2 protein-coding genes are annotated in these 13,866 nt (G+C 68.7%); one reads left to right on the top strand and one right to left on the bottom strand.

The features are described 5' to 3' along the window. Positions 1–2: 2 nt before the first annotated feature. A complete protein-coding gene (locus ACQKOE_RS09425) occupies positions 3–1,040 on the bottom strand; it encodes a substrate-binding domain-containing protein (protein ID WP_427512555.1) in 1,038 nt (345 codons plus the stop codon). A gap of 379 nt (positions 1,041–1,419) precedes the next feature. Here ACQKOE_RS09425 and ACQKOE_RS09420 point away from each other — a divergent pair, with 379 nt between their 5' ends. Next, positions 1,420–13,863 (top strand): hypothetical protein, encoded by a 12,444-nt coding sequence (locus tag ACQKOE_RS09420; RefSeq protein ID WP_427512554.1) that lies wholly within the window; start codon positions 1,420–1,422, stop codon positions 13,861–13,863. The last annotated feature ends 3 nt before the right edge of the window (positions 13,864–13,866 follow it).

The raw sequence follows: 13,866 nt of genomic DNA, 5'->3' as shown, positions 1-13,866 counted from the left end.
CCTTACTTGAGCGTCGAGGCGTCCATCGCCACCGGATTGGCGGCGATCAGGGCGTTCTTCGCGCGGACGTCATCCGGCGAAATGACCATGCCCTTGCTCTTCAGCAGGCCGTCCGGCCCCCAGACCTTGGCCCAGGTCGCGATGAATTCCTTCAGGCCCGGAACCGAGTTCAGGTGCGCCATCTTGACGTAGATGTAGAGCGGGCGCGCGCCCGGATAGCTGAAGTCGGAGATCGAGGCATAGGTCGGCTGGACCCCGCCCATGGTGATGCCCTTCAGCTTGTCCATGTTCTCTTCCAGGAACGAGAAGCCGAACACGCCGATGGCATTCGGGTTTTCGGCCAGCTTCTGGACGATCAGGTTGTCTTCTTCGCCCGAGTCGACATAGGCGCCGTCTTCACGGACTTCGGTGCAGACCTTCTTGTGCGCGTCGGCATCCTTTTCCTTCAGCGCCTTCATCGCCGGATCGGTGTCGCAGCCCTTGGCCAGGATCAGTTCGGCCAGAGCATCGCGGGTGCCGCTGGTCGTCGGCGGACCGTAAACCAGGATCGGCAGTGCCGGGAGGGCCGGGTTCACGTCCTTCCAGGTCTTGGCCGTGTTCGGCTTGCCGAACGGATTGGCGGCCAGCGCCTTGTAGACGTCAACCGGGGTCAGGGCGATGCCGGGGCCGCTCTTGCCTTCGGCAAAGGCGATGCCGTCCAGGCCGACCTGGATTTCGGCAATGTCCTTCACGCCGTTCTTCTGGCAGGTTTCGAATTCCGACTTCTTGATCCGGCGCGAGGCGTTGGCAATGTCCGGGAACTTCGCACCGACGCCTTCGCAGAACATCTTGATGCCCGCGCCCGAACCGTTCTGTTCGACCTTGGGAGCCTTGACGCCGCCCTTGGCGACTTCTTCGGCCACGGCAGCGGCAAAGGGATAAATCGTCGATGAACCGACGGCCCAGGCCGCATCGCGGCTGGCGCCCGAAGAGCCGCCACCGCAGGCAGCAAGGGCGACGGAAGAGATCGCAGCAAAAGCAAGGGTCTTAAAACGGGTCATGGCAGCCTCGTATCAATGAGTCGGACGCCAGTTAGGCAATCTCTATGACACTTATGTGACACAAAGGCGAACAGCCACTTGTCGCGATTGTGACAGGATCCCGACGCGGGCTTTCCGCCACCCTTCGGAGCGGGCCCGCCGGGGAAAGGTCAGAATTGTTCTATCGAATCAGGTGATTGCCAGGACACAGCAAAAACACCTATTTAAATCAGGTTAACTTGAGTCGGTTCCTTCAAGCTCGCCGCTCTGCGCCTGCGGGAAGTCTCGACCAGTGGCAGTTTCCCGGGGGTTTTTCATGGCTGTGCGTTGTCTCGAATCCGTAGTGTCGAAGAGCCAGGGAGCAACCGGACATTCCGGTCCGGGGCGTTGGTCAACGCTGATGCGCCACCGCCTTCTGGTGGACGTTGCACGGTCGATGGCGCCTGCCGTGGTTGGTTTCATGGGCCTGGGTGTCGCCTCGGCCCTGGTCGCACCGGCAGCGCAAGCCGCGATTCCGACGCTGCAGCCGGGCGACAAGGTCTACAATCCGATCACTGGCTCGGTCGAAACGGTTACCCAGGTCATCGCTCCGGCCTCGGTCGCCACGGATGCTGGCTGGGTGATCCTGCTGGCCCAGACGGTGGGCGACCGGTTCACGATCAGCGGGGGCGGGACCAGCTATACTTTTGAAGTGACTGCCATCACGACCACCAAGGTCGGCACTGTCGATGTTGTCACGGCCGTTACGCTCAAGAACCTGACCACGAACACCAGCCAGGTTGTTGCAACCGCGCAGCCGCTTTCGGGCGATGGCTCCAGCGGTTCCGGCGCAAACACCATTCCCTTCACTCCGCCCTCGGGAAGCGAGAACACGATCTACGAGGTCAAGAAGGGCGGCGACGGCGGGAATGGCCGCGACGGGGCCATCTTCGTTCCGGCGACTTCGGGCGGCGACGGCGCGACCGGTCCGACGATCGACAAGGTTGTTGTCGGTCCGCTGTCCATCACGGCCGTGCCCAATTCCCCTGCCGGAATCTATGTTGCGAGTATCGGAGGCGACGGTGGCGACGGCGGCAGTTCCTATCTCAACCTTGCTGGCGGCGGCAAACCGGGCGGTGCCGCCGGAGCGGGTGGAACCGTCAATCTTACGGTTGGTTCGGGCGTCACCATCAGCACCTCGGGCAACCAGGTCTATGGCATCTTTGCACAAAGCGCCGCCGGGACCGGCGGTTCGGGCGGAAGCGGTTATGCCACGACCGGTGGCGGCGGTTCCGGCGGCGAAGCCAGCCAGGGCGGAACTGTCACGCTGAGCAGCCAGGCCATCATCAACACCACCGGCAACAATGCCGCTGGTATCCTGGCCCAGTCTGTCGGGGGAAGCGGCGGTTCCGGCGGGTCCAGCTATGTGTCGGTCAGCAGCGGGGGCGGCGGTTCCTATGGCGGCAACGGCGGGTCGGTCTCGGTCACGCACGGCGGCACCGTGCAGACCAGCGGAAGCTTTGCCTATGGCGTCCTGGCCCAATCCATCGGCGGAACCGGCGGCAATGCCGGTTCCAGCATTCTCACTCTGCCGCTGGGAAGCAGTGGCGGACCCGGCGGGAACGGCGGCAATGTTTCGCTGACCGCGACGTCTTCCTCGGTCACGCGCACCAGCGGGAATTTCTCCTCCGGCCTGGTCGCGCAATCGGTCGGCGGCGGCGGCGGCAATGGCGGGACTGACGTTGCCATTGTCACCTTCGGATCCGCTGGCGGCTCCGGCGGCAGTGCCGGAAGCGCCTCGATCACAGTCGATGCGGGTGCCCTGGTCGAAACGCGCGGCAATTGGGCCGATGGCGTGGTGGCACAATCGATCGGCGGCGGCGGCGGTAGCGGCGGCATTTCCGGTGGACTTGTCGCGCTTGGCACGTCCGGGACAGGCGGTGGTTCTGCCTCGCAGGTGTCGATCAACAGCGGCGGCTCGATCATCACGCGCGGGCAGGATTCGCGTGGCCTGTTCGCGCAGTCGGTTGGCGGTGGAGGCGGTTCCGCTGGCGGCTCCTTTGGCGTGGTCGCGCTCGGTTCCAGCAGCGGCACGGGCGGCAACGGCGGCAATGTCACCATTGCCCAGCAGGCGGCAGGCTCGATTCAGACCAGCGGCGCCGGTTCAACCGGGATCTTTGCGCAGACCATCGGCGGCGGTGGCGGCTCTGGCAGTGTTGGCATCGGCCTGGCCAGTGTGGGCGGAACCGGTAGCGCCGGTGGTTCTGGCGGGATTGTCTCGGTCAGCAATGCCGGTTCGATCACCACGCAGGGTGATCTGGCCAAGGGTATCTTCGCGCAGTCCGTTGGTGGCGGCGGCGGCTCTGGCGGCAGCGCCGGATCGCTGCTGGTGTCGATCGGCGGCAGCGGCAGCGGTGCGGGCACTGGCGGGACCGTCAACGTCACGCACAGTGGTTTCATCTCGACTGCGGGTGCGGAAGCAATCGGCATCCAGGCACAATCGGTCGGTGGCGGCGGCGGCAGTGCCGGGGGTGCGATCACGGTCGGCAGCTTCGTGGGTGTCGCGCTGGGCGGCAGCGGCAGCGGCGGCGGTGCCGGCGGCAACGTAACGCTGAATTTCCAGCCTGCGACGATCAATGGCCCATTGGGGCCGACGACGGCCAATCCCTCGATTTCCACTGCCGGGCGCGGGGCCCACGGCGTCCTCGCCCAATCGGTTGGCGGCGGCGGCGGCAACGGCGGTTTCGCCGCGGCTGCGGGCCTCAGCGTCGGGGCCGGTGGCAGCTTCGCAATCGGCGGAACGGGCGGCGCTGGCGGGAGCGGCGGCCTGGTCAACCTGGCGGGCGATGTCAGTGTAACAACGGCAGGGGCGAACGCCCATGGCATCCTGGCCCAGTCGGTTGGCGGCGGCGGCGGCAACGGCGGTCTGGCCGTTGCGGTCCAGCTGACCTCCGGAGCTGCATTCTCGCTCGGCATCGGCGGGTCTGGGGGGAATGGAGGCGTCGGCGGCAACGTCTCTGCCAACACCGGCGGAACCATCGCGACCCAGGGTGACTTCAGCACGGGCTTTACCGCCCAGTCGGTCGGCGGCGGCGGCGGCAATGGCGGGATGTCCGTTTCAGTAGCCGGTTCGGGCGGGCTTGCGACGGTCAGCGTGGCCGCAGGCTTTGGCGGTCAGGGCGGACTGGGCGGTTCGGGCGGCACGGTCCTGGGCAATTTCCTCGGGCAGATCCGCACCTCCGGCCACGATGCGGGCGGTGCTGTCGTGCAATCGCTGGGCGGTGGTGGCGGCAGCGGCGGATTTAACATTGCCGCCGCGATGGACGCGTCAAAGTTTGGCGGAGTAAGCGCAGCGGTCGGCTTTGGCGGAACCGGCGGCAATGGCGGCGCCGGGGGCACCGTAACCGGCACGGTCGGTTCGGCGGCAACCGTGGGCAATCGCTCCAACGGGGTGACGATCCAGAGCGTGGGCGGCGGCGGCGGCGCTGGCGGCTTCAATGTGTCCGGCGCAGTCAATGCCACGGTCGGCGTGGGCGGTGCGGCGGCGATCGGCTTTGGCGGTGCTGGCGGCGGCGGCGGTGCGGGCGGCACGGTTACGGGCACGGTAACGGCAGGAGCCTCGACCGAAGGCGATCAGTCCACTGGCGTTGCAATCCAGTCGCTGGGCGGCGGGGGCGGCGCAGGCGGCTTCAACATTGCGGGCAGCCTCAGCGCGGGCGGCACGGCAGCTTTTGCGGCATCAGTCGGCTTCGGCGGTTCCGGCGGCGGCGGCGGTTCGGCCGGTGATGCAACCGGCACGGTCACTGGCCTGGTGACGACCAGGGGAGCGCAGTCCACGGGCGCCATCGTCCAGTCGGTCGGCGGCGGCGGCGGCTCTGGCGGGTTCAGCATTGCGGGCGGACTGGCTGCTTCGGGCGGCGGCTCCGGGGCAGTGACGGTCGGTTTCGGCGGGTCCGGGGGCAGCGCCGGAAACGCCGCGGTCGCGCAGCTGACGCGAAGCGGCGATACCGGCACCCGGGGCAGCAATTCATCGGCCATCGTCGTTCAGTCGCTTGGCGGCGGGGGCGGTGCAGGCGGATTTTCGGTCAGCGGAGCCCTGGCCGGGGCAAGCACCGGCGCGGGCGCTGTTGGCGTCGGCATCGGCGGGTTTGCCGGCGGCGGCGGCAATGCGGCGCGGGCCGAGCTTACCCTGACCGGCAATACGGCCACGGTGGGCCGTCTCAGCGACGCGATCACGGTCCAGTCGCTGGGTGGCGGCGGCGGTGCGGGCGGCTTCACCGTCGGCGGGGCCCTGTCGGGTGCCGGGGCGGGCAGCGGTGCCGTGGGCCTGGGCATCGGCGGCCTGGGCGGATCGGGCGGCAGCGCGGGACTGGCGAAGGCCACGATCACCGGCGATGTCAGCTCTACCGGAGAATTGAGCCGGGCCATTCTGGTCCAGTCGGCAGGCGGCGGCGGCGGCGCGGGCGGTTTCTCGGTCGGCGGCGCCCTTTCGGGTGCGGGTACGGGTAGCGGCGGCGTCGGTCTGGGCGTCGGCGGTTTCGGCGGCGATGGCGGCCTGGCCGGACAGGCACAACTGACGCTGGCCGGCAATACGGTGACGCTTGGCCGCTTGAGCGACGCGATCACCGTGCAATCGCTCGGCGGCGGTGGCGGTGCCGGCGGCTTCACGGTCGGTGGAGCCCTGTCCGGTGCGGGAACGGGCAGCGGTGCAGTGGGCGTCGGGGTCGGCGGTTTTGGCGGCGCTGGCGGCGCGGCGGCCAATGCGACGGCAACGATCACGGGCAACATCGGCACTGGAGGCGATCTGAGCCGCGGCCTGCTGGTCCAGTCGGCTGGTGGTGGCGGCGGCGCGGGCGGCTTCGCCGTGGGCGCAGCCTTGTCCGCATCCGGGACCGGCAGCGGCGCGGTCGGTGCGGGGATCGGCGGTTTCGGCGGTGAAGGCGGCACTTCCGCCGAAGCCAGCCTGACCCTGACCGGCAGCACGGTCACTCTGGGCCGGGGCAGCGACGGGATCGTGGTCCAGTCGCTGGGCGGCGGCGGCGGTGCCGGCGGGTTCAGCGTAGGCGGGGCTTTTTCGGGCTCGGGCACGGGTAGCGGGGCGGTTGGTGTCGGCATCGGCGGCTTCGGCGGTGCGGGCGGCAGTGCATCGAATGCCATGGCCACTGTCACGGGCGACGTTGGAACCAGCGGCGCGCTCAGCCGCGGTCTGCTGGTCCAGTCGCTGGGCGGGGGCGGCGGTGCCGGGGGCTTCACGGTCGGCGGATCGATCTCGGGCGCAAGCAGCGGCAGCGGCGCGGTTGGCGTGGGCCTGGGCGGTTTCGGCGGCAGCGGCGGCGCGGGCGCGAACGCTTCGCTTGTCTTCAGCGGAAACTTTGCAACGCGCGGTATTTTCTCCGATGCCATCTCGGTCCAGTCGATTGGCGGCGGCGGCGGGGCTGGCGGCTTCAGCGTGGCAGGCGCGGTTTCCGGGGCCAGCACCGGCAGCGGGGCCGTGGGCGTAGGCCTGGGCGGCTTTGGCGGTGCGGGCGGCAATGCCGGGAACGTCGTTGCCACGGTAACCGGCAGCGGCAGCACGTCGGGCAGTTTCAGCACGGCGGTCCAGGCCCAGTCGATCGGCGGCGGCGGCGGCGCTGGCGGGTTCAGCATCGCGGGCGGAGCCTCGTTCGCGGGCAATGGATCGGGCGCCGTGGGCCTGGGCATGGGCGGCTTTGGCGGTAACGGCGGCCATGCCGGGACCGTCTCGCTTACCCGCTCTGGCGATACCCTGACCGAAGGCTTGGGCAGCACGGCGATCCTGGCCCAGTCGCTGGGCGGCGGCGGCGGCAATGGCGGCATGGCCATTGCCGGCAGCGTATCGGGATCAAGCAAGGCCGGCGGTGCGCTCAGCCTTGGCCTGGGCGGCTTTGGCGGCGGCGGCGGCAATGCGGCAGCCGTGACCGCCGACGTCAGCGGCCAGGTCCTGACCAAGGGGTTCAACTCGACCGGCGTCCTCGCGCAGTCGCTGGGTGGCGGCGGCGGTAACGGCGGAATGTCGATTGCCGGATCGGTCGGCCTGTCGGGCGACATGGCCGGGGCGATTTCGATTGGCGTCGGCGGCTTTGGCGGCGGCGGGGGCAATGCGGCCAGCGTCAACCTGGTCCGCACCGGCAATACCTTCACCACTCTGGGCGGTTCGAACGGCGTGGTCGCGCAATCGGTCGGCGGCGGCGGCGGCAATGGCGGCATGAACATCAGCGGCAGCCTGGCCATTGGCGCCAAGCAGGGCGGCGCAGTCTCGCTCGGCCTCGGCGGCTTCGGGGGTGACGGCGGGAATGCCGGCAATGTCTCGCTTGCCCTGGCCGGCAGCATCGTGACCAGCGGCACGACCGGTCTTGCCTCGCGCGGGGCTGGCCTGCCCGGCTTTGCCACCGGAAACGGCGTGGGCGGCAACGGCCTGGTCGCGCAATCGATCGGTGGCGGCGGCGGCAATGGCGGCCTCAACGTCAGCGCGGGCATTGCCCTGACCAACCCGTCCGGTGGCGATTCCGCCAGCGCGGCGATCGGCATCGGCGGTTTCGGCGGCGGCGGCGGCAATGCCGGCACGGTCACGGCCAGCTCCATCGGCGAGAACGGCACGCAAGGCCTGCTGGTCGCCAATGGCAATGGCAATTCCGCCTTCCTGGCCCAGTCGATTGGCGGCAGCGGCGGAGCCGGCGGGATCAATGTGTCCGGCGGAATCTCCATGGACGGCAACCTGGCCCTGGGCATTGGCGGCTTTGGCGGCGCAGGCGGAACGGCAAGCGCAGTCAGTGCAACCGTGCGTTCCGACGTGTTCGCGGCTGGCGCAGGCTCGGCCGGTATCGTCGCCCAATCGCTTGGCGGCGGGGGCGGTCTCGGCGGGATCAACGTCTCGGGCGGGATCACCCTGACCAAGGACGCGGGCCTGCCAACCCTGACCCTGGGCATTGGCGGCTTTGGCGGTGCGGGCAATATCAGCGGCAATGTGACGGTCGACCAGGCCGGCCGCATTGGCGTGGAAGGCGGCAGCACTGTCGGTATTCTGGCGCAGTCCATCGGCGGCGGCGGCGGCATGGGCGGGATCAACGTGTCCGGCTCGGCCACGGCATCGAACCAGAAGACCGGCATGGCCATCGCGGTCGGCGTGGGCGGCAATGGCGGCAGCGGGGCTCATGCGGGCAGCGTGGCGGTCAGCAGCCGCGGCCTGATCGAAGTGAACAGAAACACCCCGGCTGATCAGCTGAACCCGCCGGAAAACCTGCCCAGCACGGTTTCGTCGATCCTGCAGATGCTGGGACTGAAAACGCTGGAAGGGCCTTCGTCAGCGACGGCGGGCATTCTTGCCCAGTCGGTCGGCGGCGGGGGCGGCATCGGCGGGCTCAACGGAACTCTGGCGGTTGCGCCCCTGGGCAGCACGGCGGCCATCGGGATCGGCGGCAGCGGCGGCGCGGCGGGCAATGCCTCCACGGTGAGCGTGGTGCGCGGCTATGCGCCGGGCGGCAGCGGCGGCGAGACTGCGGCGCCTGCAACGATCTGGACCCGGGGTGACAATGCCTCCGGCCTGGTCGCCCAGTCGATCGGCGGCGGCGGCGGCATGGCCGGAATGACCCTGGGCTTTGCGCTTTCCGGCGTTACTTCGCCGCCCGAAGGGGAAAAGAACCTTGCGGCGAACATCGTCGTGGGTGGCAGCGGCGGAGCATCGGGCACTGGCGATGACGTATCCGTCCGCCATGCCGGGAACATCGCGACCGAAGGCGACCGGTCCGATGGCATCACTGCGCAGTCGATCGGCGGCGGCGGCGGCAGCGCCAACTACAGCCTTGGCCTGGGCCTGTTCCGCAAGGCCAATGCCATGTCGCTGGCCATCGGCGGCGACCCTGCCGACGGCAGCGCGGCTGGTGACGTGGCGGTCAATCACACGGGCGACCTGTGGACCGGGGGCAAGGATTCCGTCGGCATCCGCGCCCAGTCAATCGGCGGCGGCGGTGGCGACACCAAGATGACCATGGCGCTCAGCCTGCTTTCCGACAACTCGGTGGGCGTCTCGATCGGCCGCAAGGGCGGCGCTGGCGGCCAGGGCGGCAACGTGGGCGTCAATGCCGCAGGCACGATCACCACCATGGGGCAGGGTGCCACGGCAATCCTCGCGCAATCCGTGGGCGGCGGCGGCGGCACCAGCTCGGCCACTTCGGTCAGCATGTCCACAACGGACGACAGCAGCGGCTCGCACGGAATGAGCATGGCGGTCGGCATCGAAGGCGGCACCGGCGCGGTTTCCGGCAATGTCTCAGTCGGGAACCTGGCCACGATCAACACGGTCGGCGCCAATGCACGCGGCATCCTGGCGCAGTCCATCGGCGGCGGCGGCGGGGTTGGCGGCAGCGCGACTGCCATTGCCTTCCGCGCGGCGACCCAGGTGGGCCTCTCGCTGGGCGGTGCCGGCGGCAGCGGCGCGGCCTCTGGCACGGTCGGCGTGACCAACGGCGCGGGCATCACCACCCGGGGCGACGATGCCGAAGCGATCCTCGCCCAGTCCATCGGCGGCGGCGGCGGCATTGGCGGCATGGTCAGCGTGATCGGCTTCCAGGTTGGCGGGGTGAAGTCCGGCACGGACCAGACCACGGTGAACGTGGCGGTCGGCGGCAAGGGCGGAACCGGTGCGGTTTCCGGCAATGTCACGGCCACCAACAACGGCCAGATCGTCACCCTGGGCAAGCGTTCCTACGGTATCCGCGCCGAAAGCATCGGCGGCGGCGGCGGCAGCGGCGGCGCCGTGATCAATGCCCGTCTCCAGGGCAGCGGGCAGAGCACCGGGGTTGATATCAACATCGGCGGCTCGGGCGGAATCGGCGGAGCGGCCGGGACGGTTGCCGTTACCAACAATGGCGTAATCCAGACCGGAGGCAGCGAAGCGGCCGGGATCGTTGCGACCAGCATTGGCGGCGGCGGCGGCAGCGGCGGCGTGGTGCTGGACCTGTTGCTGGGCGGAACCGGTGGCAAGTCGACCCAGCAGTTCAAGTTGAACGTCGGCGGGGCCGGGGGCACCGGCGGCACGGGCGGCAATGTCACGGTCACGAACAGCGCGACCGGCACGATCCGCACCTTCGGCGACAGCGGCTATGGCATTCTTGCCCAGTCGATCGGCGGGGGCGGCGGGCGCGGTTCCTCGGTCATTTCCGCGACCGGGCTGGCAGCCAGCGAAGAGAGCATGATCCTGGGCCTCAGCCTGGGCGGGAAGGGCGGTTCCGGCAATTCGGCCGGAAACGTGACGGTCAGCAACGCCGGGACGATCACCACCAGCGGCAAGGACGCGCATGGCATCTTTGCCCAGTCGATCGGCGGCGGCGGCGGCACCGGCGGCATGGCCCTGGCCGGCGTGATTTCCGGAGCAGCCAGCAAGAACACCCACGTGTTCGCGGTTGGCGGACTGGGCGGCGACGGAGCCAATGCCGGAGCGGTGACGGTCAACAACACCGGCTCGATCGTTACCCTGGGTGACCGCGCAGACGGCATCCGCGCCCAGTCGGTCGGCGGCGGCGGCGGCGATGCCAATGTCGGGCTGATGCTCGGCACCAGCAAGTCCGGTCTGGCCGGCAACCTGTTCAACGGCGTGCTGGGCGCAGTAGGCGGCGGCAGCGGCGGCGAGGGTGGTTCCGTCACGGTCAACCACACCGGATCGATCACCGTGATGGGCCGCAATTCGCAAGCGATTTCGGCGGCCAGCATCAACGGCGGCGGCGGCTCGCTGACCTTCGACCTGTCCGGCATCACCGACCTGGTCGGAACCCCGCTGGACCCGGCAGGCGAACTGCGCTCCACCATTGCGGCCAAGCTGGGCGGCAAGGACACCAGCGGCGCCAAGTCGGCAGCAGTGACGATCAATGCCGTCGGCAACCAGGCGGTTGCCGGTGCGGGAGGCAGCGGTTCCGGCGTCCAGTCCATCGGCGGCGGCGGCGGTACCGCCTATCTCAACCTCAAGTTCGTGCCGGTCGCGCAGAACACCGCGCAGCGCAGTGGGCGCAGCGGGCAGAGCGCGATGGCCCTGGCACCGCAAGCGGTTTCGGTGGACGGCCTGCTGTCCAATATCATCGTGGACCTCGGCGGAAGCGGAGGGACCGGCAACGGCGGCGGCGCCATCAGTGTCAACCTGGCCGGGCAGATCCTGACCAATGGCACCGACACACCCGGCCAGTTCTACCAGTCGGTCGGCGGTGGCGGGGGCCGTGACGTTCTGGCTATCGACACCACGCTGGCCAGCCCCGGTCAGATCATCGCCACGCTGGGCGCTACCAACACGACCGATTCTGCCGGCGGTGCCGTCATTGTCGTGCAGAGCGGCAGCATCGTTACCACGGGCGACATTGCCCCCGGTGCGATGTTGCAATCGATCGGTGGCGGCGGGGGCACTCTGGGCGCCCATGTCAGCGCTGGCCTGCCGCTTGGCGCCATCGCCGAGCTGACCCTGGGCGCAAACGGCGGCTCGGGCCTTGGCGGCGGTGCGGTTACGGGCACCTACAGCGGCGGCATCGGGACCTTCGGTGATTTCAGCTCCGGCCTGCTGGTCCAGTCGATCGGCGCGGGCGGCGGCAATGTCCGCCTGGCCGATATCGGGGCCAGTTCCATCACCATCGGCGGCGCAAACGGCGCGACCGGGGATGGCGGGGCGATTGCGGTTACCAACAATGGCCTGATCTCGACCTTGGGCCTGCGTTCGCACGGCGTGATGCTGCAATCGATCGGCGGCGGCGGCGGTGCGGTCTTCGGCGGCAACCTCGGCGGACTCGCCCTTCGGAGCGGCGGCACCGGCAATGGCGGGGCCATCAGCTTTGCCCAGACCGGCAACATCCTTGTCGATGGTGAAGGATCGCGCGGGGTAATTGCCCAGTCGCTTGGCGGCGGTGGCGGTTATGTCGAAGGTCTCTTCGCCGGCAGCGCAGGCGGAACGGGCAATGGCGCCGCGATCAACCTGCTGCTTGGCGGGGCGGTCATGGCCACGGCCCTGGATGCCACTGCGGTCTTTGCCCAAAGCAGCGGCGATGCAGGGGGCAATATCACGGTCACCGTATCGGGAGACGTGCGGGGCGGCAGCGGCACCGGCGCCGGGATCGTGCTGGACGGCGGCGCGGACAACCACATTCTCAGCAGCAAGTCGCTGTCCGCCGTTTCGCAGCTGGCGGCATCCGGCAGCACCGGCAACGACACGCTGGAGAATACCGGGCGCCTGTTCGGGAACGTGCTGCTGGGCGGGGGCAACAACCGGCTGCTCAACCGTGAAGGCGCAAGCTTCGTCGCCGCTTCGGATATCCAGCTTCGCACCGATCCCGCAGCCATCGGTGAGTTCCGCAACGAAGGCGTGCTGTTCATGGGGCTCAGCGCCCCGCTCCTGCCGCTCAACCTGGCGGCGGGCGAGCAATTCGCCAATGTCGACGGCGTGGCTCCGGCGCGGGATAACCTGCTGTTTGGCTCGCGGGTCATCACCCAGACCAACCTGGCAGGGGACTTCATCCAGTCGGCCAGCGGGCACATGGTCTTCGACGTCGCCTTCGGCCCCTATGCGTCGGACCAGATCCGCGCGAGCGGGAGTGCCATCGTCGATGGCACGATGGACGTGACGATGACCTGGCTGGAAAATGCCGATTCCTATGTTCTGGTTTCGACCGGACCGGGCGGCACTGCGCGCGATCTGGGCCTGGAAGTCACCGATACGCTGGCCATGGACTATCGCATCCTGGCGACGTCGCGCGGGATCGAACTGGATTTCACGAGCCATTTCGATCAGTCCTACCTGACCCCCAATGGCCAGGCGATCGGCAAGCACATGAACTCTGCCATCGAGGCGGGTGGTTCGGGCGGCATCGGCCGACTGACTGGCTGGCTTGCCAACCTGAAGGCGGGTGAAGAAGGCATCTTCACCGATCTGATGACGCAGATCAGCCCGGAAGCCTACCTGACCGCCAACAAGATCCACTATCTCGGCGCGGATCGCTTCCGTCGAAGCATGGCGGCATCCAGCACGGCGACCAAGGGCGAATGGGGCTGGTGGAGCAGCTTTGAGCACACCTCGTTCGATCAGGCTTCCAAGCCGGACCAGTATGCTGCGGATTCCACGGGCTACACCATGGCCATGGGAAGCAGCGGCGACATCGGCAGCGACCTGATCCTGGGCCTGGGCCTGGGCTATCGCCGGATCGATTCGTTCGCGGTGACGGACGGCACCCTGACGACGGGCAATGGCGATGCGTTCCACCTGGGCGGGATGCTGGCCTGGCGTCCGCAGCCGGGCATCGAACTGACCGGCTCGATCAGCGCCGGCTGGCAGTGGCTCCACAGCACGCGCCTGACCAACGTCTTCCAGGTTGCCAATGTCCAGGCCAGGCCGAAGGCCAGCGATGTCCAGTTCGCACTGGGCGGCAGCTATACCCACCAGTTCGGCGGCGGCTTCCTCAAGCCCTCGTTCGAGCTGACCGGTACGGCGCTGCACCAGGCGGAATTTGCGGAAAAGGGCCTGGAAGGGCTCGGCATGAAATCGGATGCGCACACCCAGTGGCTGTGGACTGCCAATCCGCGCCTGACCGCTGGCGTCACCTTGCAGGACCGCGCCGCCAGCCATGCCGAATTCCGCCTGACGGTGGGCGGGATGTTCCAGCTGGAGCAGACCATGGCCATGCCCTATCGCTTCATCGGGGCAAATCCGGCGGCCGATCCGGCCCTGCTGACGCTTGGCCTGAACCAGAATGCGGTGATGGTCGGCGGCGAATTCGTGCTGTCGCACCACGACCGCGTCAGCCTCAGCGCCGGGCTCAATTACCTGGGCGGGGACCGCGACAAGACCCTGACCGGCAGCGCCAAGCTGAAGATCAAGTTCTGATCC

It is taken from the genome of Novosphingobium sp. NPDC080210, from assembly GCF_050281025.1.
Taxonomy (GTDB): domain Bacteria; phylum Pseudomonadota; class Alphaproteobacteria; order Sphingomonadales; family Sphingomonadaceae; genus Novosphingobium.
The sequence above is the reverse complement of the archived record's forward strand: the minus strand, read 5'-3'. Positions and strand labels throughout refer to the sequence as shown.

What these genes read in the sequence shown, in the direction of transcription:
- ACQKOE_RS09425 (WP_427512555.1), bottom strand. Translation starts at nt 1,040, where the DNA reads ATGACCCGTTTTAAGACCCTTGCTTTTGCTGCGATCTCTTCCGTCGCC.
- ACQKOE_RS09420 (WP_427512554.1), top strand. Translation starts at nt 1,420, where the DNA reads ATGCGCCACCGCCTTCTGGTGGACGTTGCACGGTCGATGGCGCCTGCC.